The sequence below is a fragment of the Maridesulfovibrio pacificus (SeqCode) genome, assembly GCF_048612815.1.
Lineage (GTDB): Bacteria > Desulfobacterota > Desulfovibrionia > Desulfovibrionales > Desulfovibrionaceae > Maridesulfovibrio > Maridesulfovibrio pacificus.
Genome location: NZ_JBLZNE010000001.1, coordinates 3,309,459 through 3,332,341 on the forward strand (window position 1 = coordinate 3,309,459; position 22,883 = coordinate 3,332,341).

The 22,883-nt window shown below is 47.5% G+C and carries 26 protein-coding genes; 18 read left to right on the forward strand and 8 right to left on the reverse strand.

From position 1 onward, the window contains the following. Nucleotides 1-16 precede the first annotated feature (16 nt). The 8 genes from ACNI23_RS15250 (at nucleotide 17) to fliQ (ending at nucleotide 5,096) form a co-directional block, all read left to right on the forward strand. Nucleotides 17-778 carry a motility protein A gene (locus tag ACNI23_RS15250; RefSeq protein ID WP_420249963.1) on the forward strand — a complete coding sequence of 254 codons (762 nt, stop codon included), beginning with the start codon at nucleotides 17-19 and terminating at the stop codon, nucleotides 776-778. A 36-nt stretch (nucleotides 779-814) separates the two neighbouring features. Then, a complete protein-coding gene (locus tag ACNI23_RS15255; RefSeq protein ID WP_420249964.1) occupies nucleotides 815-1,645 on the forward strand; it encodes an OmpA/MotB family protein in 831 nt (276 codons plus the stop codon). A 9-nt stretch (nucleotides 1,646-1,654) separates the two neighbouring features. Further along, on the forward strand, nucleotides 1,655-2,383 hold the full coding sequence (locus ACNI23_RS15260) for an OmpA family protein (protein WP_420249966.1): 729 nt from the start codon (nucleotides 1,655-1,657) through the stop codon (nucleotides 2,381-2,383). Nucleotides 2,384-2,412: 29 nt separating this feature from the next. Further along, the gene (locus ACNI23_RS15265) at nucleotides 2,413-2,913 is read left to right on the forward strand and encodes a flagellar basal body-associated FliL family protein (RefSeq protein ID WP_015853675.1); all 501 of its coding nucleotides are present in this window, start codon (nucleotides 2,413-2,415) and stop codon (nucleotides 2,911-2,913) included. Nucleotides 2,914-3,009: 96 nt separating this feature from the next. Next, nucleotides 3,010-3,702, forward strand: coding sequence for a flagellar motor switch protein FliN (gene fliN, locus ACNI23_RS15270; protein WP_420249968.1), 693 nt, complete (start codon nucleotides 3,010-3,012; stop codon nucleotides 3,700-3,702). Then, nucleotides 3,695-4,060 carry a flagellar biosynthetic protein FliO gene (gene fliO / locus ACNI23_RS15275; RefSeq protein ID WP_420249970.1) on the forward strand — a complete coding sequence of 122 codons (366 nt, stop codon included), beginning with the start codon at nucleotides 3,695-3,697 and terminating at the stop codon, nucleotides 4,058-4,060. Before fliN ends, fliO begins: the two co-directional genes overlap by 8 nt. Beyond that, nucleotides 3,993-4,784, forward strand: coding sequence for a flagellar type III secretion system pore protein FliP (fliP, locus tag ACNI23_RS15280; RefSeq protein WP_420249972.1), 792 nt, complete (start codon nucleotides 3,993-3,995; stop codon nucleotides 4,782-4,784). Before fliO ends, fliP begins: the two co-directional genes overlap by 68 nt. Before the next feature lie 42 nt (nucleotides 4,785-4,826). Further along, the gene (gene fliQ / locus ACNI23_RS15285) at nucleotides 4,827-5,096 is read left to right on the forward strand and encodes a flagellar biosynthesis protein FliQ (protein WP_015853679.1); all 270 of its coding nucleotides are present in this window, start codon (nucleotides 4,827-4,829) and stop codon (nucleotides 5,094-5,096) included. Between the two features lie 95 nt (nucleotides 5,097-5,191). Here the strand turns inward: fliQ and rlmB are convergent, their stop codons facing one another. Further along, nucleotides 5,192-5,947: a 23S rRNA (guanosine(2251)-2'-O)-methyltransferase RlmB gene (gene rlmB / locus ACNI23_RS15290; RefSeq protein ID WP_420249974.1), complete on the reverse strand. Its 756-nt coding sequence runs from the start codon at nucleotides 5,945-5,947 to the stop codon at nucleotides 5,192-5,194. A gap of 439 nt (nucleotides 5,948-6,386) precedes the next feature. On the opposite strand from rlmB, the gene ACNI23_RS15295 reads away from it, so the two are divergent. Beyond that, a complete protein-coding gene (locus ACNI23_RS15295) occupies nucleotides 6,387-8,009 on the forward strand; it encodes a LysM peptidoglycan-binding domain-containing protein (protein ID WP_420249975.1) in 1,623 nt (540 codons plus the stop codon). 149 nt (nucleotides 8,010-8,158) lie between these two features. After that, a complete protein-coding gene (locus ACNI23_RS15300) occupies nucleotides 8,159-9,523 on the forward strand; it encodes an NAD-dependent succinate-semialdehyde dehydrogenase (RefSeq protein ID WP_420249977.1) in 1,365 nt (454 codons plus the stop codon). 108 nt (nucleotides 9,524-9,631) lie between these two features. Here the strand turns inward: ACNI23_RS15300 and aroE are convergent, their stop codons facing one another. The 6 genes from aroE to queA all read right to left on the reverse strand — a co-directional run bounded on the left by aroE (nucleotide 9,632) and on the right by queA (nucleotide 14,557). Next, nucleotides 9,632-10,450, reverse strand: a complete 819-nt coding sequence (aroE, locus tag ACNI23_RS15305) for a shikimate dehydrogenase (RefSeq protein ID WP_420249979.1) — start codon at nucleotides 10,448-10,450, stop codon at nucleotides 9,632-9,634. 236 nt (nucleotides 10,451-10,686) lie between these two features. Further along, complete coding sequence (locus ACNI23_RS15310; RefSeq protein ID WP_420249981.1) at nucleotides 10,687-11,229, reverse strand: 2-oxoacid:ferredoxin oxidoreductase subunit gamma family protein; 543 nt, start codon at nucleotides 11,227-11,229, stop codon at nucleotides 10,687-10,689. Between the two features lies 1 nt (nucleotide 11,230). Further along, a complete protein-coding gene (locus ACNI23_RS15315) occupies nucleotides 11,231-11,989 on the reverse strand; it encodes a thiamine pyrophosphate-dependent enzyme (protein WP_420249982.1) in 759 nt (252 codons plus the stop codon). 2 nt (nucleotides 11,990-11,991) lie between these two features. Then, the gene (locus ACNI23_RS15320; RefSeq protein ID WP_420249984.1) at nucleotides 11,992-13,059 is read right to left on the reverse strand and encodes a 3-methyl-2-oxobutanoate dehydrogenase subunit VorB; all 1,068 of its coding nucleotides are present in this window, start codon (nucleotides 13,057-13,059) and stop codon (nucleotides 11,992-11,994) included. A gap of 1 nt (nucleotide 13,060) precedes the next feature. Further along, nucleotides 13,061-13,291: a 4Fe-4S binding protein gene (locus ACNI23_RS15325; protein ID WP_015853687.1), complete on the reverse strand. Its 231-nt coding sequence runs from the start codon at nucleotides 13,289-13,291 to the stop codon at nucleotides 13,061-13,063. 180 nt (nucleotides 13,292-13,471) lie between these two features. Continuing rightward, on the reverse strand, nucleotides 13,472-14,557 hold the full coding sequence (gene queA, locus ACNI23_RS15330; RefSeq protein WP_420249986.1) for a tRNA preQ1(34) S-adenosylmethionine ribosyltransferase-isomerase QueA: 1,086 nt from the start codon (nucleotides 14,555-14,557) through the stop codon (nucleotides 13,472-13,474). A gap of 148 nt (nucleotides 14,558-14,705) precedes the next feature. Between queA and ACNI23_RS15335 the strand changes: the two genes are divergently transcribed. The 8 genes from ACNI23_RS15335 (at nucleotide 14,706) to ACNI23_RS15370 (ending at nucleotide 22,351) form a co-directional block, all read left to right on the forward strand. Further along, the gene (locus ACNI23_RS15335; protein ID WP_420249988.1) at nucleotides 14,706-15,383 is read left to right on the forward strand and encodes a hypothetical protein; all 678 of its coding nucleotides are present in this window, start codon (nucleotides 14,706-14,708) and stop codon (nucleotides 15,381-15,383) included. Between the two features lie 169 nt (nucleotides 15,384-15,552). After that, on the forward strand, nucleotides 15,553-16,044 hold the full coding sequence (locus ACNI23_RS15340) for a hypothetical protein (RefSeq protein ID WP_420249990.1): 492 nt from the start codon (nucleotides 15,553-15,555) through the stop codon (nucleotides 16,042-16,044). Beyond that, nucleotides 16,044-17,255, forward strand: coding sequence for a bifunctional phosphopantothenoylcysteine decarboxylase/phosphopantothenate--cysteine ligase CoaBC (gene coaBC / locus ACNI23_RS15345; RefSeq protein WP_420249992.1), 1,212 nt, complete (start codon nucleotides 16,044-16,046; stop codon nucleotides 17,253-17,255). The genes ACNI23_RS15340 and coaBC overlap by 1 nt, the downstream gene beginning before the upstream one ends. After that, nucleotides 17,231-18,037 carry a hypothetical protein gene (locus ACNI23_RS15350; protein ID WP_420249993.1) on the forward strand — a complete coding sequence of 269 codons (807 nt, stop codon included), beginning with the start codon at nucleotides 17,231-17,233 and terminating at the stop codon, nucleotides 18,035-18,037. Before coaBC ends, ACNI23_RS15350 begins: the two co-directional genes overlap by 25 nt. 210 nt (nucleotides 18,038-18,247) lie before the next feature. Continuing rightward, entirely contained in the window at nucleotides 18,248-19,474 is a 1,227-nt protein-coding gene (locus ACNI23_RS15355; protein WP_420249995.1) for an NfeD family protein, read from the forward strand. Between the two features lie 26 nt (nucleotides 19,475-19,500). Continuing rightward, on the forward strand, nucleotides 19,501-20,286 hold the full coding sequence (locus ACNI23_RS15360) for a slipin family protein (protein ID WP_420249996.1): 786 nt from the start codon (nucleotides 19,501-19,503) through the stop codon (nucleotides 20,284-20,286). Continuing rightward, on the forward strand, nucleotides 20,286-21,293 hold the full coding sequence (locus ACNI23_RS15365; RefSeq protein WP_420249997.1) for an NAD-dependent epimerase: 1,008 nt from the start codon (nucleotides 20,286-20,288) through the stop codon (nucleotides 21,291-21,293). Before ACNI23_RS15360 ends, ACNI23_RS15365 begins: the two co-directional genes overlap by 1 nt. A gap of 287 nt (nucleotides 21,294-21,580) precedes the next feature. Further along, on the forward strand, nucleotides 21,581-22,351 hold the full coding sequence (locus ACNI23_RS15370) for a ParA family protein (protein WP_420249999.1): 771 nt from the start codon (nucleotides 21,581-21,583) through the stop codon (nucleotides 22,349-22,351). Between the two features lie 59 nt (nucleotides 22,352-22,410). Here the strand turns inward: ACNI23_RS15370 and ACNI23_RS15375 are convergent, their stop codons facing one another. Further along, complete coding sequence (locus tag ACNI23_RS15375) at nucleotides 22,411-22,836, reverse strand: hypothetical protein (protein WP_420250000.1); 426 nt, start codon at nucleotides 22,834-22,836, stop codon at nucleotides 22,411-22,413. Nucleotides 22,837-22,883: the final 47 nt, after the last annotated feature.

Below are 22,883 nucleotides of genomic sequence, written 5' to 3' on the forward strand. Positions count from 1 at the left end.
CCCACAGGCGGATTGAATGGATCTGGGTACAGTTATAGGAATAGTTCTATCTTTCGGGCTTGTTCTTTCGGCTATTCTGGTCGGAAGTTCGCTGGCTATTTTTATTTCCGTGCCCTCAGTGCTGATTGTTATCGGCGGGACCATCGGTGCATCGCTGGTTAACTATCCCATGGGGCATGTGCTGGGGGTTGTAGGGGTAATTAAAAAGACCTTTTTTTCCAGTCTTGAATCCCCGGGTGAGATCATCGATAAGTTTATGGATTTCGCTAACCGCGCCCGCCGCGAAGGTATTCTTTCCCTTGAACCTGCCTTGAAATCCATTGAAGACGATTTCCTGCGCAAAGGGCTGCAACTTACAGTTGACGGCCTTGAGCCGCAGGTTATTCAGGAAATTCTGGAAACAGAAATCCAGTACCTTGAGAACAGGCATGAAACCGGGGCTGAAATTCTTAAAGTTTTTGCTGACTTTGCCCCGGCTATGGGGATGATCGGTACTGTTATCGGTCTGGTACAGATGCTTCAGACCATGAGCGACCCGAGTACCATTGGCCCCGCAATGGCGGTTGCGCTGCTGACGACACTTTACGGTGCGATTCTGGCCAACCTTGTTTTCACGCCTATGTCCGGTAAGCTCAAGACCCGCAGCAAAGAGGAAGTCCTGCTTCGGGAAATGGTTATGGAAGGCATTATCTCAATTTCCAAAGGTGAAAACCCCAAAATTATCGAGGAGAAGCTGAACAGCTTCCTGCCTCCTAAAATACGTAAGATTACGGATTAACTGGCGTAACGTACTGAAACGTTTACCGGGGGATAAATGGGTAGGAAGAAGAAGCCGCCTGAGCCGGAGGGCCAGCCTTTATGGCTGATTACCTTCAGTGATCTCATGACCCTGATGCTCACCTTTTTTGTGCTTCTGGTGAGTATGTCAGTTGTTGATGAACGCCGTAAGCTTGTGGTCCTTGGTTCTATCATCGGTACTTTCGGGTTTGGGAGCAAAGGGTATGATGTTCTTTCCGATACCCAGTCCCGCAAGACTGTTCAGGTTGGTCCTATGGAATTGCAGGAAGACCTCGAGCCAATCAAACCGTTGCTCTGGGAATTTGCGGAAGAAGATTTGCGCTTTGAATCAAATCGTTTTGTGCAGATTCTTTCCATTGGTGCTGATGTCCTTTTTACTCCTGACAGCACCAGCCTTTCAATTGAAGGTACACGAATTCTCGATACCGTTCTTCCTGTTTTGAAAAGAGTGAAGCATCCTGTTCTTGTTGCAGGTCATACTTCTATCCTGCGCGATGAGCTGGGTGAGGATTACCGGGTCGAAGACCGGGATCTCACTCCTGATATTTCATGGAAGATTTCCCTGAACAGGTCTCTTGCTGTTTATAATTACCTGATCCGCAATGGTATGGATTCAGAGATGCTCAAGATGGAGGCTTTTGGTAAATTCAGGCCCCGGCATCCCAACTCCACTCCTGAAGGGCGCAAGATGAACCGCAGGGTGGACCTTGTACTTGATACTCGCAGTGCGGCTGTTTCCAAGGAAATCAAAGAGTATCAGCCTCCGCGTAAGGAAGATGATAAATTCAAGTTTGATGATTTTGTCTTCCCCATCGGTGATGCCGAAAAACCGCCTAAAGGTCAGTGAGAATGACTCATGGGTCGTGATAAAGTAAAAAAGCCGCCGGATCCGGGCGGAGGATGGCTTGTAACATTCTCCGATTTGGTTACCCTGCTTTTGACTTTTTTTGTGCTCTTGCTAAGTATGGCTTCAATGGACCAGAGTTTTATTACTCGGGTTACCATTATGCCTGCGGAACTCGGCTTTCTGGATAAGCGAGGTTCCGGGCGGGTAACAGCCAAGGTAAGGCTGGTCAGTGAATTTCTGGAGCGGCCCTGGGAAGTTCTGGAAAAACAGAATCGCATTAAGGATTTGCTTTTCCCGGATGATGTTTTGCCGCCGGATATGGATCGAGCCACTCTCGATGAGAACCTGAAGGTTCTTGCAAAACCCGAGGGTGTCGCGCTGGTACTGACGGATAAGCTTATGTTTCCCCTTGGTAAGTCAGAACTTGACGAGAGGGCAAAAATACTGCTTTACCAATTGGTTCCAGTACTTGATTATCTTGGGTCCGCTGATGTGAATATTGCCGGATATACCGATAATGTGGGCGGCATGAGACCTGCTAATTTTCGGTTATCAGGTGAGCGGGCCATGGCCGTGCTTACATATTTTGTGGAGCAGGGTATAAAGAATGACAGATTGACTGTTTCCGCTTGCGGGCCGACTTTTCCGTTGTACAGCAATACTACTCCGGAAGGGCGAGCCCAGAACAGGCGGGTCGAAATTTTGATAAAGACGACTCCCCCTATGGGGGGCTATTAGTTCAGAAAAAATACATAAGAAGGTGAATCATGGCTGATGAAGGTCAGGAACCGAAAAAGAAAGGCGGAATGCTGAAGTGGATAATCCTTATCCTGCTTCTTGCTATACTTGGTGGCGGTGGTTTTTTCGCCTACAAGAAATTTTTTGCCGCCCAGCCTGAAGATGCTGTGGAAGAACCTAAGGATAATCAGGCCGCTGAGGGTGAAGATCCGGGAACCCTTCCCGGTGACGGTTTTACCGTTACCCTGCCTACTTTTGTCGTTAACCTTGCTGACCCTCTCGGGCGTAGGTACCTTAAGCTTGGGGTGGATGTTGAGGTTATAAGCGAAGAGGCCGTGGCGGAGCTTTCCAAAAAAGAACCGATGGTCAAGGATACGCTTATCCTGTTGCTTTCCAGCAAGACCTATCAGGACCTTTCGACAATGGAGAGCAAGATTCTGCTGAAAAAGGAAATTGTGGACCGGCTGAACCAGATTCTGGGCGGCTCTAAGGTTTTACAGGTATATTTTACGGATATGGTTATCCAGTAGCACGGTTTTTGCTTAACCCATTGATGGTGTGTCGATTTTATGTCGTCAGGACTGTTTTTACGGGATGGCCAATGAATAATCCGGAGGTAGGCTGCAATGATGTCAGATGATCTTGATCAGGATAAATTAGCGCAGGAGTGGGCGGACGCACTCACTGACGATTCCGCAGGTGGTGACCCTCTGGGCGGTGATCCCGGTGACGGTAATGACGAGGCTTTAGCCGACGAATGGGCTGCTGCTTTGTCGGAGCAGGATGATAGCGGTGCCACTGATGATGAAGCCCTTGCCAATGAATGGGCTGCCGCACTTGGCGAGCAGGGTGATGAAGGTGGCGGTGATTTGGATCTCGGCGGCGGTGGCGGCGGAGATGACGATGCCCTTGCTGATGAGTGGGCTGCTGCACTTGCGGAAGATACCGGCGATGACATCCGCAAAGAAAAGGAACAGGAATTTCTGCGTACCCAGACCCGGGATGCAGATTTCAAAGACCTGACCAATGAAGCTAAGAATCCGCGTCATGACGGATCAAGGCGTGACCTTGATTTTATCCTCGATATTCCGCTGGATGTTTCCGCAGAACTGGGCCGGGCCAAGATGCTCATCAACGAACTTTTGCAGTTGGGAACCGGATCGGTTGTTGAATTGACCAAGCTGGCCGGGGAACCTCTTGAAATTTATGTTAACGGCAAATTGGTCGCTCGCGGAGAAGCTGTTGTTATTAACGAAAAATTCGGTATCAGGCTGACTGATATCATCAGCCCCATTGAACGGGTGAAGCACCTTGCCTAACGCAACTGCCACCGCATTTATGGCACCTGAGTCCGGGCTTGGTTCTGTGCTCAAGATGTCGGCAGCGCTTTTTTTCATTCTGGCAATGCTGTTGCTGGCGTATTATTTCATGCGCCGCTTGAATATCGGGGGATCTTTTCCCGGTGCCAGAAAGGGTGTGCTGGAAATTGTGGATCGGCTTCCGCTGGGGCCACGCCAGAATATTACTGTGGTTAAGTATCGCGATCAGGAAATTGTGGTCGGTGTTACTCAGGATAACATTACTCTGCTCCAAGCAAGGGATGAAGGGCATGCAAAGATTGATTCCGACTTTGCCGGATACCTTGAAAAAGAACGTTCCGGCTCTTCTGACTCTTAGCGCAATTTTTCTGCTGCTGATTCCGGCAGCCGCTTTTGCACAGGAGACAATACCTACACTTACGCTCAATCTTGCTGCCGGACAGGAAGAACCGGAGCAGGTCGCCAAGCTGCTGGAAATCCTGTTCCTGCTTACTATTCTGGGTATGGCCCCGTCTATTCTGTTGACCATGACTTCCTTTACCCGGATCATTATTGTATTTCATTTTTTGCGTCAGGCCATGGGAACGCAGCAGATGCCTCCCAACCAGATTCTGGCCTCTCTTGCCATTTTCATGACTGTGGTCATCATGATGCCTACCGGAAAGGCTATCAATGATTCAGCCCTGCAGCCCTACCTGAATGAAGAGATCGGATTTAGTGAAGCCATTGATCGGGCGCAGGTTCCCATTCGCACATTTTTATTCAAACATACCAGAGAGAAAGACCTTTCTATCTTTTATTCCATAACCGGGGAAAATAGACCGGAAACCAAAGAGGACGTTAACACAATGCTCCTTGTTGCCGCCTATACCATCAGTGAGCTGAAAACCGGTTTTACCATTGGCTTTCTGATTTATGTACCGTTTTTGATCCTCGATATGGTTATCGCCAGTATCCTGCTGGCTATGGGTATGATGATGCTGCCCCCGGCAATGGTTTCGTTGCCGTTTAAAATTTTACTGTTTATCATGGTTGACGGCTGGTCGCTTTTGACGGGTTCTATCGTCAACACATTCCAGTGACCCGGGCAGTAGTGCGTCTTTTTTACGCGGAGGCATAAAAAAATGACCCCAGAATTTGTTATCGGATTTGCTAAGCAATCTATTGAACTGGCCCTGACGCTGGCTTTGCCCATGCTCATGGTCGGGTTGGTTGTGGGTATTTTTGTTTCCGTTATTCAGGCCGCAACCCAGATTCAGGAAATGACCCTGACCTTTGTGCCGAAGATTGTTTCCATGTTTCTGGCGTTGCTCTTTGCCTTCCCGTGGATCATGGATAAAATGATCGATTTTACACGCAATATCTTTCTGAATCTGCCTAATTATATTAAATAAATATTTTCAAGTTAATTTGAAAAAAATAGCCCCCTGAAGAAAAGCTTTTCTTCAGGGGGCTATTTTATGTTTATCCAGTCAGAAATTAATAATATTTAGCCTAAACGTCTGGCAAATTCGCTGATCAGCATAGCTCCTGCCTGCGCAACGTTCAGGGAATCGAAGTCCCTGCGGAAAGGAATGTGGATAAGTTTTTGACAACGTTTTTCCACATTGAAACGAATACCTTTTTCCTCGTTGCCGAGAACGAGGATAGCGGGAGTGTGGATTTCTGCTGTGTAGGCGGATGAAGAGTCTTCGTCCAGCCCTGCGCCGTAAACATTGATTCCCATGTCGATGGCTTTGTCGAGGGCTTGGGAAATATTGTTTACCCGTGCAGTTGGCAGTTTATTCAGTGCTCCGGCGCTTGCTTTTACTGCTGCCGGTCCGAGAAATGCTCCGCCATGCTTGGCAGTTACAATCCCGGCCCCGCCCAGTGCGTAGAGTGAGCGGGCCAAGACTCCGACGTTGCCGGGGTCCTGAACCTGATCAAGGACGATAAGCAGGGGAAGTGGGGAATCAGCAAGGTTTTCCAGCATATCGTCGTAATCGGCAAAGGGCATTGCAGCCACGCGGGCGATCACTCCCTGATGGTTACCGGAAAAAACACGGCCCAGTTCTGCTTTGTCGGCAATTTTATATTTGATGCCGTACTTTTTGCAGCGCTGGATGGTGCGTTCGAAATTTTTGTCCTGACGCCCTTTTTGCAAGTAAAGCAGGTCAATCCTTTCAGGAGAGTCTAAAAGTAGCTCCTGAACCGGTTTGCGGCCCGCTATGATGGTATTATCGTCTTCTCTGGTCTGTTTTTTCATGCAAGATCTACCTTTTTATTTAAAATATAAAAATCTGCTCAGGGTGCGGATTTTTTGTATTTGTCTTTTTTTTGAATGAGAGTTGAATTCGGCTTACATTCAGATCTCATAATTGGCTAATTAAAATGCTTTGTTACGGTGAATACGATTTTCATTATTTTAACACCGAACCCGCTCAATACATGGGTATAATTGGCTGAAACCCTTGCGCCCGAACGGTTTGGGCAATCTATACCTTTCGTTTTACTATTGCAAACCCTCGCGCTTTAGTATAGCTCTACATATGTTTGAACAACTCAATTTTTTGCACTGAAAAGCTTTTATTTTTAAGCTCTTGAGCTTCTTTTTATGTGCCTAACCGGGTAAAATTTATAGTTTTTCTAGATAAATTATGGATAAAATCAATACGTTTGACGTCCACAGTGACAAGGAGTCGAAGATGCTGAAATCTTTTCGGTTAATCGCACTTCTGGCTTTATTTGCTTTTTTTGCCGGGTGTACTGCCAAGACCGCTCCGGTTGAAGAAGTTGCAATTGATGCCCAGACAGCGGCTGCGCTGAAAAGCGAAGCTTCAGTTGAAACCGAAGTTACGGATTCCGGGATTGAGCCTCTTGATCCTGAACTTGAGGCAGCACCGCAGGAAGCTGAAGAGCTGACCCCTGAAGAAGAGAAAGTCCTTCAGTCCAGCAACGGTATTTACTTTAACCTTGATGAGCATGATACCAAGGAAGTGCAGCAGTACTTCGGTTTCTTTACTCATAAAGCGCGTAAGACCTTTGACCGCTGGCTGCAGCGCTCCGAGCCTTTCCTGCCTTATGTGCGTCAGGTACTTTCCGAAAATAACATGCCTCAGGATCTGGCCATGCTGCCATTTGCTGAGAGTGGCTACAATGCCTGGGCTTATTCCCGTGTTGGCGCAGCTGGTATGTGGCAGTTTATGCCTTATACAGGTCGATTATACGGTCTGCGTGTGGACTGGTGGGTTGATGAGCGTCGTGATCCATATCAATCCACTAAAGCAGCAGTAGAATACCTCAAAGTCTTGCACGAAATGTTCGGCGATTGGTATCTGGCTCTTGCAGCTTACAATGCAGGTGAAGGTAAAATCGGACGGGCCTTGAAAAAGACCGGTTCCAAAGATTTCTTTGACCTGACCAAGAATAACCACAAGCTCAGTAGAAGAGCGAGGCTGCGCGCTGAGACCAAGAACTACGTTCCTAAATTTATCGCAATCTCCAAAATTTTCAAAAACCTTGATGAACTCGGTTTTACCAACATCAATTGGGAAAACGGTATTCAGGTTGAGACTGTTAAAGTTCCCGGTGGAACCGACCTGCTGGCCCTCGCCAAAGCCTGTGGTATGAAATGGAGTGAGTTCCATAAACTCAACCCTCATTTCCGCAGACAGGTCAGCCCGCCTAATGCTGTAATTAATGCCTACCTGCCTGAAAGGGTGATGGCTGATGCTTCAGATTATCTCGAATCCCCCAGTTCCCGTCCTTTTGCCGGGTATAAGCGTTACAAAATCCGCAAGGGCGATTCCTGGTACCGCATTGCCAGCCGTTACGGTATTCCCGTGGCTGTGCTTAAGTCTGTCAACAACCGCAGGTCAAACCTGATCAAGCCCGGTCAGTACATTATGATCCCGGGTAGAGGCTCTTCCAAAGCTATGTACGCTTCGAAGTCCAGCAAGACCCGCCGTACTGCACAGAGCCGCGCCAACTATCGGGTTCGCAAGGGTGATACCCTTTGGGATATCGCCAGCCGCTACAACGTAAGCGTTACCACCCTTAAGCGCGCCAACGGTATCTATTCTTCCAAGTTAAAGATCGGTCAGAAGCTCTACATTCCCGACAACAATGCCCGCAGTTCTGCACGTTCTGTTGCCAAGGCTGAGAACGTGAAACAGCAGATGGTTAAATACCGTGTACGTCGCGGTGACAACCTCTGGAAAATCGCTCGCCGTTTTGGAGTGAAAGTTTCTTCGCTTATGGAATGGAACAGCCTGAATTCAAAATCAATTCTGCGCCCCGGCGACAGAATCAAGGTTTACGTTCAGTAAAATCAGTTTTGTTATATGTAAAATAAAGGCGGTTTCCCAATGGGTGCCGCCTTTTTCTTTTGCCCCTTTCTTGTTAAGTAGCCTTTCCACGCATTATTCATATTCAGATCTCATTTGAGAAAAATCATATAAAATAAGGTATTGCCCCGATGGCTATTCAGAGTACCAATCCTATGACCGGAAAGGTCGAAAAAAATTTTGATGAATATAGCTCAGCTGAAACTTCTTCTATTTTAACCTCAGTTGCGGATGCTTATTCGACTTGGAAATTAAGCTCCCTTGAGCAGCGCGCGGATTGCCTGCGCAATCTGGCTGCTCTTCTTCGTGAACGCGCGGATCATTTTGCAGCACTCATGGCGGCTGAAATGGGTAAACCGCTTAAGTCAGGCAGGGCAGAAGTGCTTAAGTCTGCTACTGTCTGCGATTTTTATGCTGATAACGGTGCTACCATGCTCGCAAGTGAGCCCAAGACTGTGGACGGGATGCAGTGCTATGTTGACTATGCACCCATGGGAACAGTGCTGGCTGTAATGCCTTGGAACTATCCCGTCTGGCAGGTTATGCGTATTGCGGTACCGACTCTTATGGCTGGTAACACCATGGTCTTGAAGCATGCTTCAAATGTCCCACAGTGCGCTTTGGCTCTTGAAGAACTTGTCCGCGAATCCATCTTCCCTGAAAATGTATTTCGGACCCTGCTCATCGGGGCTGGACAGGTTGAAGATGTTCTTAAACATAATTCAGTTGTAGGTGTCTGTCTGACCGGTAGTGAAGGAGCAGGTCGCAAGGTTGCAGCCGCTGCCGGAGCTCAGCTTAAGAAGAGTGTTATGGAGCTGGGCGGAAGTGATGCATTTGTAGTTCTTGATGATGCAGATCTGGACAAGGCCTCAGCTATTGGTGCTGAGTCCCGCTGTTCCAATGCCGGACAGGCCTGTATTGCCGCCAAGCGTTTCATTGTCCACAATGATGTTTATGATGTGTTCGTCGGAAAGCTGAAAGAACGTATGGAAGCTGTGCCCATGGGCGATCCTCTGGATGAAAATACCGTTATGGGCCCTATGGCATCACATCAGTTCCGCAATGATCTGCAAGCACAGGTTGATGCGTGTATTAAAGCTGGCGGAAAGCTCGTAACCGGAGGGAGCATTCCTGAAGGTGAAGGTGCATTTTATCCCACGACTATCATCACTGATGTTCCTTTTGACAGTGAAGCGGGGCGTGATGAATTTTTTGGACCTGTAGCCCTTGTTTTCCGGGCTGAAAGCGAAGAAAAGGCCATGGAAATGGCTAATGATAGCGCATTTGGACTCGGCGGTTCTGTATGGACTCGTGATGAGGAGAAAGGTCTTAAGCTCGCTCGTCAGATCGAAGCCGGGCTGGTTTATCTGAATGGACGGGTCAGCAGCCGTCCGCCGCTTCCGTTCGGAGGGGTTAAGAATTCAGGTTACGGTCGTGAACTTTCCACCTACGGAATTCGTGAGTTCGTGAACGTTAAGTCTGTTTGTATTGGATAGCCTTCGGATGCCCCGCCTGGGGCCTTAAACCCTTCTTGTAAAAAGGGTTTAAGAATCCCAAAAACAATTATTAGGCTTCGCCTCTTCGTATGGAGAGGCGAAGTTTTTTTATAACTTCTCCAACAAAAGCTCCCGCGCTTTCTTCTCATCAAGTTTAATTCCCGTCCATAATCTGAACTGCTCCAGTCCCTGATGAACGAACATTTCGATTCCGTGGATTACTGTGCATCCCTTGGCTTTAGCTTCTTTGATAAAAACAGTTTCCATGGGATTGTAGACAAGGTCAAAGACGATGGTGTTTGCATCCTGATTATCCATGATCATAGGGTTGATCTCTTTAAATTTTCCAGACATGCCCAGCGAGGTGGAATTTACGATAAGATCGAAGTGTTGATCTCCACGAGCGTCCCAATCAAGGGCTGATATTTTGAATTCAGCAGCGAGATCATCCGCTTTGGATTTAGTGCGGTTGGTAATGAAAATTTCCTTGATACCCAATGACTGAAGTCCTGTGATCGCAGCGCGAGCGGCACCGCCTGCCCCGATCAGCAGAGCTTTTTTTACCTGATCAGAATAAGGACGCAGCGGTTCTGATACGCCTGCGGCATCAGTATTGTCTCCCACTATTTTATCACCGTCCCAATACAGAGTATTCACTGCTCCAACGGACTTTGCCCGTTCGGTTAGCTGATCAATGTAGTTAATTACGGAAAGTTTGTGCGGAATGGTCACACTGGCACCTGAAATAGGCAGATTTCTAAAAGTCTGCATGAAGTTTTCAACTTTCTCAGGTTCAGTGGGCCAAGCCATGTAAACTGCCGGAATTTTGTGTTCTGCGAATCCCCAATTGTGAAGCAGAGGACTCATGGTGTGTCCCAGAGGGTGTCCAATTATTCCAAAAAGCTTTTCAGGCTTGAATACTTCCATATTTAGCTCCTGAAGACGTTTGTGGTCTTTCGTAAAGTCAGTGTCGTTTTTTTGAAATAAAACGCTCAAATCAAATGATAAAATTAAGGGAAATTTTTAAAGGCAGGGCATTGCGTTTCTTTGGTCCCGTTGAAAGCGCCACCGGAGGCAAAATCTGTTTTATCAAATAGCGTGAAGCGCATCAAAAAGAAATGCCCCCAGCGATAATTCGCTAGGGGCATTTAAATTGTGCGTACTTAGATAGCTTCAGCGCCTGCTTTGAGGGCTTCTGCGTTTTTGGGGATGAGATGGTGGTAGTGAGCTGAGATCACGTTTTCGAGGGAGTCAATGACTGCCTGCATATCCATGATTCCGGTTGCCTTGATGAAGGCACCGAGTGCTACCATGTTTGCCAAGCGTGTATTGCCGAGTTTGTCGGCGATATCGTTGCAGGGCACCATGTAGGATTTGATGCGCTCGTTATCTACCAGCTCTGCATCAATAAGAGATGAGTTGACTATCTGGATACCGTCATCCATGAGCATGGGCTGGAACTTATCCAGAGAAGGACGGTTCATGATGATCAGGCTGTGCGGGGTGCGGATGATGGGGGAACCGATTTCGTCGTCGGAAAGTACGACTGTGCAGTTCGCGGTACCGCCGCGCATTTCAGGGCCGTATACCGGAATGTAGGTTACGTTCAGTCCGGCATTCATGCCTGAGTAGGCCAGCAGGTTACCGATGAGCATAACGCCCTGTCCGCCGAATCCGGCAATGATGCTGTCGAGGTATTTGCTCATCTTAGTCCTCCGCGGTTACGTCTTTGTAAACACCCAGCGGGAAGTACGGGATCATTTCATTTTCGATCCTTTCATTCGCCTGAATGGGGGTCATTCTCCAGTTGGTGGGGCAGGTTGCGAGCAGTTCGATAAAACCGAAACCGAGTCCCTGCTGCTGCACTTCAAAAGCCTTTTTCATGGCTTTCTTGGCCTTGCGAATGTTCTTCACATTGTTCAGGGCCACACGGGCGGCATATGCAGTACCACCGAGGGAGGCGATGATCTCAGCCATCTTGATGGGCATACCTTCCTTATCCCGGTTACGGCCGAGAGGGGAGGTTGTGGTTTTCTGGCCTTCCATTGTGGTGGGAGCCATCTGTCCTCCGGTCATACCGTAAACAGTGTTGTTTACGAAGATGATGGACACTTTTTCACCACGGTTAGCGCAGTGCATAATTTCAGCCATACCAATGGATGCGAGGTCGCCGTCACCCTGATAGGAGAGGACGAACTTGTCACCGCGGGCGCGCTTTACACCTGTTGCAACTGCCGGTGCGCGGCCGTGCGGAGCTTCTACACTGTCTACGTTAAGGTAGTTGTAGAGGAATACGGAACAGCCGATGGAGGTGACCAGAAGGGTGTTCTCGGTCAGGCCCATTTCGCTGAGCAGTTCACCCGCAAGTCTGTGGGCGATACCGTGCTGGCAGCCGGGACAGTAGTGGGTGGGAACGTCAACAATAGCGTCAGCCTTGTCAAAGGCGAGAATTTCTTGTTCGCTCATATCTATTTCCCTCCAAGGCTTTTGAGGATGGGTTCCTCGAAGTCGTCGGGGGTAGGCAGGTTTCCGGGCATAAAGCCGAAGAAATCACTGTCGGTAACGGTGCGGATGGAAAGACGTACGTCTTCAACCATCTGACCGAGGTTATGTTCAATAGTCAGGAATTTCTTACCCTGTTTGGCGAGCTTGTTCAGCTCTTCGGAGGGGAAGGGGTAGAGGGTGATGGGACGGAACAGACCGACCTTATGACCCTGTGCGCGCAGCTTGCGGACTGTGCTTTTTACGATACGTCCGATCGAACCGTAGGCTACTACGATGAGTTCAGCATCTTCAGTTTCGAAGAGTTCCTGCTTGGTGGATTTAGCCATGTCGTCATATTTGGCCTGCAGTGCCATGTTGTGACCTGCAAGGGAACCTTCGGTGAGGAACAGGGACTTGATGATACGATGATCACGGCCCTTGGCACCTTCAATGCGCCATTCGGCTCCTTCTTCCGCGTTCCTTTCTTCGGGAGTCCAGGTAACAACCGGTTCTTTCATCTGACCGACAATGGCATCACCGAGGATCATGACCGGGTTGCGGTATTTGAAAGCAAGGTCGAAAGCTTCGATAACCAGATCATAGCATTCCTGACAGGTACCGGGAGCGAGGACGAGAGTACGGTAGTCACCGTGGCCGCCGCCTTTGGTTGCCTGAAAATAGTCACCCTGACTGGGGCCGATGTCGCCAAGACCCGGTCCGCCACGGTTCATGTTGACGATGACCGCGGGAAGCTGGCTGCCTGCGAGGTAGGAGATGGCTTCCTGTTTGAGGGATACACCCGGGCTGGAGGAAGAGGTCATGCAGCGTTCGCCTGCAGCAGCAGCGCCGATGAGCATGTTTGCTGCAGCTACTTCACTTTCAGCCTGAACGAATTCACCGCCGACTTTCGGCAGTTCTGCGGACATGTATTCCGGAATATCGTTCTGGGGGGTGATAGGGTAGCCGAAATAACATTTAAGTCCGGCTGCAATCGCGCCGCGGGAGATAGCCTCGTTGCCTTTGATGAAAAGCTTTTCGCCATTCTTAGTCATACTATTCTCCTTTGGCCTTCTTGGTTCTGTAAACCCGGATAGCAATATCCGGACAGATCAGCGCACAGGAAGTACATCCGGTACACTTTTCCATATCCTCAGCCGCGACTTCAGCAACTTTGTAACCGTGCTGGTTGAATCGGTCGGATTGCCTTATGATTTCCTTTGGACAAACGGTAGTACAGAGCAGACAGCCCTTGCACCGTTCATCCAAAAATTCTACTCGTGACATCCTAAACTCCTGTTACCGTGGACAGAAAAGCCCGTTATATCAACGGGCTGGGACCAATAGAGTCTTATTTACTTGTAGGCAGCACATGTGAGAAATGTAACTGTTGAGAAACAAGGTATAGTTATTTGCAGTCAGGTGCAAATTTTTCCGGAAAAAATACGTCAGACCGTTATTCCTAACTTATTTTATATACATTGAATCGCCATAAGAGAAGAATCTGAATTTATTATCGACTGCTTCTGTATAAGCATTCAGAACATTTTTTCTACCGGCAAGAGCGGAAATCATAATGACAAGGGATGACTCTGGCAAATGGAAATTGGTAATCATGCGGTCTACTACCTTGAATTCAAAGCCGGGGTAGATGAAAATATTCGTCTCCCCCTTGAATTCACATATTTCCCCGGTCTGCTGGAAAGCTCCTTCCAGAGTTCGCGCAGATGTAGTACCCACGGCAATCACCGGACGTCCTTCTTCTTTGGCTTTGATCACTGCAGCAGCAGTTTCTTCCGGGATTTCAATGTATTCGTGGTGCATTTCATGATCACGGATATCTTCTGCACGCACCGGACTGAATGTTCCGTATCCTACATATAAAGTAACCTCAGCCCGCTCAATATTTTTGGCCTTGAGTTTCTCGTTGATTTCTTCTGAGAAATGCAGGCCAGCAGTAGGAGCCGCCACAGATCCGGCCTTTTCATCGCAGGCGTATAAGGTTTGGTAGCGCTCATTGTCAGTTTCATCTGCTGCACGGCGAATATATGGTGGCAGGGGAATCTTGCCGCATTCTTCAAAAATCTTTTTCAGATCTCCGGACCATTCAAGTTCAACTTCAGAAAGACCAAACTTGCCTTTGCCCAGCACTGCCAGCTTCAGGCCGCCCTCAAAAGAAATTACATCACCGGTTTTAGGTCCCTTAGATGCTCGTAGAAGTCCACGGGCCTGCGCTTTGTAACCGTCTGAAGTAGGTTCGGCTTCGATGAGCGGCAGGGGGGTCAGCAGCAGGAATTCTACCCGTCCTCCGGTAGGCTTTTTACCGAATATACGAGCCGGGACAACTTTTGAGTTATTGGCTACCAGCAGAGCGCCTTCGGGAAGCAGATCCACAATGTCGGTAAAGTTTTTGATTTCGGTTTCACCGCTTTTTTGATCAAGGACCATGAGCTTGGAACCGTGGCGCATTACTGCGGGACATTGTGCTATCTGTTCTTCCGGTAATTCAAAGTCGTAGCTTTTAAGGAAAAAGTCTTCTGTATTTATGTTCATTTTTTCAGTTTTCATTATTGATGATAATCTGGTAAGAATCTTTACAACAAACACCTTCAAGGTTTATGAATACTGTGTTTGTTCTTTGATTGCCCAGTCAAACAAGACTGTTTGATTGTCACGTTGATCACCAAATCCGGATTAGTTTATGAAATGGTTGTCAGTAGCTGAAATATCCAAGATTACGATGATCCCCGCTCCTACAGCAAGGCGCTATGCTTCGCTGTTCAAGGATTTCCTTTCCAGTAAAAAAATGGGCCGGGTTACCAAGTACCCGGAATCCGCTGTGGAAATCTTCAAGCGCATCGTCACATTATATAATGATGGGATGGTTACCACGGAAATTGAGCAGCAGTTGCGTTCCGAATTTCCCCGCACTATTGAGATCAGCCCTTCCGAGCGAGGCGTGCCTGCACAGCCGGCCATGAATATTCAGGCGGAACTGAGCGGAGCCTTTGCCGAGATGATGGACAAGATGAGCAAGTCACTTGAAGTGATTGCCGATCAGAAGTCAATCATTGAAGAGCAGCGTGAAGATATTTACAAGCTCAAAAAAGCTTTTGTTCTTCTTGCCCGCAGCCAGAAAAAAATCAAGGCTTTGCCGCAGCTCGATATTAAATCCATCACGGAAGAATATGATGAGCGGACTATTGCTTTGGAGCAAAAGGACGTTGAGCTTGAATCTGCCACTAATGAATTAGCTCAGGAAAACACCACCTTAAAGCATAAGCTTGAAGTTATGGAAGCAGAGCTCATTCGTTTGCGCAAGGACCGCCGGGAAATGGAAAATTATTTTATGGATAAGATCAAGCGGTTGAACGGTTGATTTTCCTGACTGCGGAATTGATTTTTTGTTCTCATGGCTGTAGAAAAAGTCTAGATGATGCAGTGGCTGTTTTGAAATAATGCTGCATTATTTTCGGGTTATAAATTACTGCCCAGCTCAGCTGGTCTGAATTTCAATATGCGTCGGCATTAAAATCGGAGGATTAAATATGCGTACTTTTATTAAAATGCTTCTCATTTCCATGATCTTTGCGGGGCTGACCGGTTGTCTGGCCGGAACTAACAAAACTTCTGAAGAACCCATCGTTGCTACTGCCGGTGCAACAGAAAGCTTCGAAGAATTTGTACCTTATACTGAATTTGATGATATTGCAGTTCCCAACGAGCTGAGCAGGGTACCTGACCAGTCATATGTTGCAGAAGACCAGGCTTTTAAGTATGGAAAAATCGTTTTGAAGGGACGTGTTGAAAACCAGTCCCTTATTGATTTCTTCGTAAATCAGATGGCAAAAGATAACTGGACTAAAGAAAGATCCATTACTTCCACAGTTTCCACTCTTTCTTTTACCAAGCCTTACAAAAGCTGCACAGTGAGGATTTTTGACGGATCTTACAATACTGAAGTCGAAATCTACGCCGTTGAAATGAAGTCTGCCCCTATGTCTTCTTCCGGCGGTATGCAGGAACAGAATATACAATAATGAATGAACATCTCAATTTTGACTGCTTTTTAGGAAAACGCATCCACCTTGGTGTCAGCGGTTCCATCGCAGCTTATAAGTCTCTGGACTTACTGCGCATGTTACGTAAGGCCGGGATCGAAGTAAGTGTGACGCTCACTTCAGGTGCGCAGGAATTTATCAGGGGCCTCAGTTATGAGGCCCTTGGTGCTTTTAAGGTCTGGGAAAAAATGTACCCGACCATGGATGACACCTTCGGCCATCTTGAACCCGGACAGGCGGCCGATGCCATGCTGGTTGCTCCGGCAACAGCTTCGGTATTGGCGCGCATGGCCCACGGTCTGGCAGATGACATGCTTTCCTGTCAGGCTTTGGCTTTCAGCGGCCCTAAGTTGGTTGCTCCGGCTATGAACCCGGCCATGTGGGATGCTCCGGCGACTCAGGATAACTGCCGTGTTCTTGCTGAAAGAGGGGTCGAATTCATCGGTCCTGACTGCGGAGATGTTGCTTGCGGTGATCATGGGCGAGGTCGTCTTGCACCTCTTGAATCCATTTATGCCCATAGCTTACGCGCTGTCGCTCCTGATGATATGAGCGGTAAGCACGTGCTGATAACGCTTGGCCCCACCCGTGAGAAATGGGATGCTGTCCGTTTCTGGTCCAATCCTTCTTCCGGTCTGATGGGTGCTTGTATTGCTATGGCTGCATGGCTTCGCGGTGCCAAGGTTACTGTTGTTTCCGGTCCGGTGAACTGGTGGTTTCCTGAAGATGTCAACGTGATCAAGGTTGATTCTGCTCAGCAGATGTTTGATGCAGCCACTGAAGTCTGGCCCACTTGCACTACAGGGTGTTTTACCGCTGCAGTTGCCGACTTCAAGCCCATTCCCCATGGAGAGGGTAAATTTAAGAAAGAGGGCAGCAGTGCATTGCGGGTTGATTTTGACACCAATCCAGACATCCTGAAGACCATCGGCACTATGAAAAAGGATGATCAGCAATTGATCGGTTTTGCGGCCGAGACTTCCAATATTCAGGAAGCAGCAAAGGGCAAGCTTGAGCGCAAAAATCTTGATTTGATTGTTGCAAACCCCATTAACAAGCCCGGAGCCGGATTTGAGTCATCTACAAATTCAGTCTATGTTCTGGATAGGGCAGGGCGTTCCGAAGAATGGCCCGATCTCCCTAAAACCGAAATAGCGTGGCGTATATGGGATCACCTTCTGCTGAATTAAATGTACTTGAAAGTGTCAGGCCGTGGTATCAAAACGGCCTGCAATATGTTTTCAAGGATGCACTGCCCGGTATCGAGGAACTTGAGAAACCGAAGCGGCAGCGTCCTGTTGCGTCTCCGCAGCAGCGTCAGCAGGCGCAGAGCAGACCGAAGCAGTTCGGACAACAGCAATCCGCTCAGCAACAGAGAGCAGGGCAGCAAGCCCCGGCACAGCAATCTGTTCCTCCACAGCAACAGCAGCGGCCTTCCTTTGACCGGACTCCTCCGCCTAAGCCTTCGCGTATGCCTGCGCAGCGTAAAGCTCCGGCTCCGGCTCAGGTTAATTATCCCGATCCGCAGTCTTGGCCGGCTCCTTGGTCAAACCTCGCTGCACGCATTACACCGCGTTTGCAGATTTTCTGGACCTACTCCCAGATGGGCCAGGACCTATCCGGTCAGGCTGATGCTGCACGTCGTAAGTTGTTTCAGTCTTTGATCGGTTACATGGGGCTGCCTAAGGGTGCCATTTCCTTTTGGCCATGTACTGCATGGAACGGCAGCGAGTTTGAAAACAAGGCTGACATTTTCTGGAAAGGTGTTGAGTCTTACGGTGTGAAGTTTGTGGCTTGTTTTGGAGATCAGACCAGATTCATCATTGCCCCGGATGCTCCTTCATCATCAGCTTCTGTACACACCAATGGAGTGCAGATGCTCATGCTTCAGGATCCTGATTTCCTAAAAAATCTTGCTCCTGACGAGCAGCAACTACTCTGCATTTCTCTTTTGCGCCTGCCGCTATTTTAAAGTTCATTTCTGTTTTTAAATTTAGAACCCCGTCTTGATAAGGCGGGGTTTTCTTTTTCCGTAGTTTATTTATTTCCCGCGATTTGGCATTATGAACCATAAAAGACTATTTTTACGGGAGTCGTTATGCATGGTTCAAAGAAGTGCTCAGTTTTCATTTATTGCTCGATCATCATTGCGATGCTTTTCTTATGCTTACCCGCAGAGTTATTGTTCGCCAAGGATATCAGTGTGCTGTCCCTTGATATACAAGGCGGCATAAGTCCGGCTCAGGTTCATTTGCTTGAAGACGGACTTGAGCAAGCTGGTGATGACAATCATGATCTTATCTTGCTTAGGATAGATACTCCGGGAGGTCTGGGTACATCCATGCGTGAACTGGTTAAGATTATCATGAACAGCAAAATTCCCATTTGCGTATGGGTCGGACCTGAAGGAGCCCATGCTGCTTCGGCAGGAACTTTCATTACTGCTGCTGCTCAAGTAGCGGCGATGGCTCCCGGTACATCTATCGGTGCAGCCAGCCCAGTTTCCTCTTCGGGAGATGAGCTCCCTGAAACCATGAGTAAGAAAGTTACCGGTGATATGGTTAGTCTGATCAAAGGAATCGCACGTAAGCGAGGGCGCAACATTGAATGGTATGCGAAGTCTGTTCAAGAAGGGATCAGCGTGGATGCACAGGATGCAGTGACCCTGAATGTTGTCGATTTCATGGCTCTTTCTGTTGATGATTTTCTTGAGCAACTGGGGGCAAGGGGAGTGCTTATCGATGGAAAGAAGGTTAAATTTACGAAATCAGATGTCGCTGTCTTTAAATTTGAACCGGGGTTTCGCTATGCGGTGCTTTCATGGCTCCTAGATCCACAGATTGCATATTTCCTTATGCTTGGCGGAATTCTGGGGTTATTTTTTGAGCTTACCCATCCCGGAGTAATTCTGCCCGGTGTGATTGGTGCTTTCTGCTTAGTCACGGGACTTTACGCCATGTCTGTCTTGCCTACCAATGCCGCCGGTTTACTTTTGCTCTTGTTAGGTGCGGTGCTCTTTCTGCTTGAAGTATTTATTGTAAGTTATGGACTGCTCAGTCTCGGAGCTGTGATCAGTCTCTTTGTCGGATCTTTAGTATTGTTTAGGGAAGGTACTCCGGGAATACCTTTGGGAACTATTTTAGGAACCGTATTCACTTTTGCCGCATTTATCGGAGTCATTGTTTATCTGGTAGCCAAGGCTCAGATTTCCAAATCAGGCGTAGGTATGGATAGTATGATTGGTCTAGAGGGCGAAGTTCTTGAGCTCAAAGGTGAGATTATGAAAGTTCGTGTGCGTGGTGAAATTTGGAATGCTGAGACAATTGATAAAACTTTTTTTAATCCCGGAACAATGATCAAGGTTGTTGAGGCACGTGGTCTGACCTTGATTATTGTAAGAAACAGCTGATCAAATAAATTTTTAGGGAGGTTTTTATGACTTTTGCTATTCCCGTTGCTTTACTGGTCGTGTTTTTTCTGATCACTGCCCTGAAAGTGCTGAACGAGTATGAGCGAGGTGTGATTTTTAGATTGGGAAGGGTGATAAATGCTAAAGGTCCTGGGCTGATAATACTGATTCCTGTTGTTGACCGGATGACTCGTGTTTCGCTTCGAATCATGACTCTGGATGTGCCCAATCAGGATGTTATCACTCGTGATAACGTTAGTATCAAGGTCAATGCGGTTGTGTATTTCAGAGTGACTGACCCGATCAAGGCTATTTTAGAGGTAGAGGATTTTATGTTTGCCACTTCTCAGCTTGCACAAACCACCTTGCGTAGCGTATGTGGAGGCGTTGAACTTGACGAGATACTTTCCCAGCGCGAAAAAGTTAACAGCGAAATTCAGGAAATTCTGGATACCCACACTGATCCCTGGGGCATCAAAGTAAGCACTGTCGAGCTCAAATATATTGACCTGCCGCAGGAAATGCAAAGAGCTATGGCCAAGCAGGCTGAAGCTGAACGTGAGCGTCGGGCCAAGGTTATCAACGCACAGGGTGAGTTCCAGGCTGCAGACAAGCTTTCTAAGGCCGCTGAAATCATCTCTGTTCACCCCGAAGCGTTGCAATTGCGATATCTGCAGACCTTGAGAGAGATGTCTGCTGAAGGAAAATCTTCCACCATAATTCCTCTCCCTCTTGATTTATTGAAAATGTTGGCGCCGAACAACGGCAGGGGAGAGGCAATGGATAAAAAAGACCAAGAGAGCGATTCATAATGAAAGTCCTTGTAACAGGAGCAGCCGGTTTTATCGGCTTTCACCTTTCCAAACGTCTTCTTGCTGAAGGCCACGAAGTAGTAGGCCTCGACATTCTTAATGATTACTACGATGTAAATGTTAAGAAAAACCGCCTCAAACAGATTGAGGACAACGATAAGTTCACTTTTGCCTACATGGATATGGCTGATCGTGAAGCTATGGAAAAACTTTTTGCCAAAGAAAAGTTTACCCACGTGGTCAACCTCGCGGCTCAGGCAGGGGTACGTTACTCCCTGATCAACCCGCAGGCATATATCGATTCCAACGTTGTCGGCTTCATGAACATTCTTGAAGGCTGCCGTCATAACGGAGTGGAGCATCTCGTTTATGCTTCTTCCAGTTCTGTTTACGGTCTGAACACCAACATGCCTTTCAGTATCCATGACAACGTTGACCACCCCATCAGCATGTATGCTGCTACCAAGAAGTCTAACGAACTGATGGCTCATTCCTACAGCCATCTTTTCAACATCCCCACCACCGGACTCCGTTTCTTCACTGTATACGGTCCTTGGGGTAGACCTGATATGGCTCTTTTTCTTTTCACTAAGGCCATTTTTGAAGATAAACCCATTAATGTGTTCAACCACGGCAAAATGCTCCGCGACTTCACATTTATTGATGACATCGTAGAAGGTGTTGTTAGGGTTATGAAAAATACCGCTACTTCTAATGCAGATTGGTCCGGCGATGCTCCCGATCCGGGAACAAGTCCCGCTCCTTTCCGCATCTACAATATAGGCAATAACCAGCCCACTGAGCTGATGCGCTATATTGAAGTCCTTGAAGATTGCATCGGTAAGAAAGCTGAAAAGAACATGATGCCTTTGCAGGCAGGTGATGTTCCTTCCACTTATGCAAATGTGGATGACCTTGTTCGCGACGTTGATTTCAAACCTGAGACCACCGTTGAAGAAGGTATTGCGAAATTTGTTGAGTGGTACAGAGGTTACTACAACGTGTAATTTTTAGATTCATATAGATTTATTTTAGGCCGCTTTTTAGCGGCCTTTTTTTATGATGATCAAATAATTTAAACTTTTTTTAGTTTGCTGAAATAGTTTATCATTTTTATAATTGTCGGTAATAATCAGCTGATATTCTAATTTTAACGAATCATTTTTGTCGTCACTTTTCTTGATTTAAAGTTTTTTTCAGACTAGCTTTGGCTCTGTTGTTTTTGTGTCAACTTAGTTGAGATGTTTCACGTGAAACATAAAAAATTGAAATCTCATTAATAAGGTGGTTTCAAGTGGCAAAGAGAATTGTTGTAGCCAACCAGAAGGGTGGAGTAGGTAAGACTACTACATCCATCAATCTTTCCGCTTCCCTTGCTGTGATGGAAAAGAAGGTCCTGCTTGTTGATTGTGACCCACAGGGGAACGGTTCAAGTGGACTCGGATTTTACCCCGGTGACTCCAGAGAAAATGTTTACTCTGTCCTTTTTGAGCCGGAGAGAGCACGGGACGCTATATATCAAACTGATATCCCCTACCTTTCACTCATGCCTGCAAGTCAGGATTTGGTCGGTGCAGAGATTGAACTGATCGACAAGATGGGGCGTGAATATTATCTGAAAGACCTCGTAGAGACGGTTGATGATGAATATGACTATATCATCTTCGATTGTCCGCCTTCACTGGGACTGCTGACCGTAAACGCACTTTGCGCAGCGAAGGAACTTTTGGTCCCGCTTCAAACTGAGTATTATGCCCTTGAAGGGGTGGCTCAGCTCTTGATGACTTTTGAGCTGGTGAAGAAAAGGTTGAATCCGGATCTTTCTGTGCTGGGCGTAGTTCTGACTATGTACGACAAGCGCAACAGGCTTGCTCGTCAGGTAAAGAATGAAGTGCGAAAAGCTTTTCCGGATAGTCTTTTTGAAACTATTGTTCCTCGAAATGTGCGCCTTTCTGAAGCACCGAGTTTCGGAAAGCCTGCTATCTCCTACGATGCAAAATCAAATGGAGCCTTGGCCTACATAAGTCTGGCACAGGAAGTCGTTAAGCGTCATAGCCAAGGTTAGTTAATAAAAAAAGGCCGACATTCCTGTCGGCCTTTGATTGTGCTGGCTTAGTGAAGCGATTAATAGCGAGCTTCAAAGTTCGTATTCTTTTCTTCAATGTAGGCTGTACATTCGACGGTGATTTCATCTTTGAAGTGCTTTTTGACTATGCGGGCATTGCACTGGGTGCATTTAAATGAAACAAGTCCACCGAGGTTGCAGGACATAAGTCTGAACTTGCGGGGATCATCCTTTTCCCAGTCTTCAGTTTTGTTACCGCAAAGTTCACAGTGCACATCTGTATCCACGGGGTAGGGAAAATCCCAGTACTCTTTCAAAGTTTCCCACTCGCCGATGGGTTCCGGACGTTCCGGCGGAGCCTCCTGCGGGAGCAGATCTTTAACCATTGGTTTTACCTTGGCCCAGAGATCTGCAGTGAGCAGGGCGCCGATCAGGTTGCCGTTTTTATCGAAAAGTTCTGTAAGATTGTCATCGTGTTTAGACATGTAGCCTCCGACGTCATTGTTATAGATGAGTTCGGGATACAATAATC

Coding starts and splice junctions, on each gene's coding strand:
- ACNI23_RS15250 (WP_420249963.1), top strand. CDS start 17: ATGGATCTGGGTACAGTTATAGGAATAGTTCTATCTTTCGGGCTTGTT.
- ACNI23_RS15255 (WP_420249964.1), top strand. CDS start 815: ATGGGTAGGAAGAAGAAGCCGCCTGAGCCGGAGGGCCAGCCTTTATGG.
- ACNI23_RS15260 (WP_420249966.1), top strand. CDS start 1,655: ATGGGTCGTGATAAAGTAAAAAAGCCGCCGGATCCGGGCGGAGGATGG.
- ACNI23_RS15265 (WP_015853675.1), top strand. CDS start 2,413: ATGGCTGATGAAGGTCAGGAACCGAAAAAGAAAGGCGGAATGCTGAAG.
- fliN (WP_420249968.1), top strand. CDS start 3,010: ATGATGTCAGATGATCTTGATCAGGATAAATTAGCGCAGGAGTGGGCG.
- fliP (WP_420249972.1), top strand. CDS start 3,993: ATGCAAAGATTGATTCCGACTTTGCCGGATACCTTGAAAAAGAACGTT.
- fliQ (WP_015853679.1), top strand. CDS start 4,827: ATGACCCCAGAATTTGTTATCGGATTTGCTAAGCAATCTATTGAACTG.
- rlmB (WP_420249974.1), bottom strand. CDS start 5,947: ATGAAAAAACAGACCAGAGAAGACGATAATACCATCATAGCGGGCCGC.
- ACNI23_RS15295 (WP_420249975.1), top strand. CDS start 6,387: ATGCTGAAATCTTTTCGGTTAATCGCACTTCTGGCTTTATTTGCTTTT.
- ACNI23_RS15300 (WP_420249977.1), top strand. CDS start 8,159: ATGGCTATTCAGAGTACCAATCCTATGACCGGAAAGGTCGAAAAAAAT.
- aroE (WP_420249979.1), bottom strand. CDS start 10,450: ATGGAAGTATTCAAGCCTGAAAAGCTTTTTGGAATAATTGGACACCCT.
- ACNI23_RS15310 (WP_420249981.1), bottom strand. CDS start 11,229: ATGAGCAAATACCTCGACAGCATCATTGCCGGATTCGGCGGACAGGGC.
- ACNI23_RS15315 (WP_420249982.1), bottom strand. CDS start 11,989: ATGAGCGAACAAGAAATTCTCGCCTTTGACAAGGCTGACGCTATTGTT.
- ACNI23_RS15320 (WP_420249984.1), bottom strand. CDS start 13,059: ATGACTAAGAATGGCGAAAAGCTTTTCATCAAAGGCAACGAGGCTATC.
- ACNI23_RS15325 (WP_015853687.1), bottom strand. CDS start 13,291: ATGTCACGAGTAGAATTTTTGGATGAACGGTGCAAGGGCTGTCTGCTC.
- queA (WP_420249986.1), bottom strand. CDS start 14,557: ATGAACATAAATACAGAAGACTTTTTCCTTAAAAGCTACGACTTTGAA.
- ACNI23_RS15335 (WP_420249988.1), top strand. CDS start 14,706: ATGAAATGGTTGTCAGTAGCTGAAATATCCAAGATTACGATGATCCCC.
- ACNI23_RS15340 (WP_420249990.1), top strand. CDS start 15,553: ATGCGTACTTTTATTAAAATGCTTCTCATTTCCATGATCTTTGCGGGG.
- coaBC (WP_420249992.1), top strand. CDS start 16,044: ATGAATGAACATCTCAATTTTGACTGCTTTTTAGGAAAACGCATCCAC.
- ACNI23_RS15350 (WP_420249993.1), top strand. CDS start 17,231: ATGGGATCACCTTCTGCTGAATTAAATGTACTTGAAAGTGTCAGGCCG.
- ACNI23_RS15360 (WP_420249996.1), top strand. CDS start 19,501: ATGACTTTTGCTATTCCCGTTGCTTTACTGGTCGTGTTTTTTCTGATC.
- ACNI23_RS15365 (WP_420249997.1), top strand. CDS start 20,286: ATGAAAGTCCTTGTAACAGGAGCAGCCGGTTTTATCGGCTTTCACCTT.
- ACNI23_RS15375 (WP_420250000.1), bottom strand. CDS start 22,836: ATGTCTAAACACGATGACAATCTTACAGAACTTTTCGATAAAAACGGC.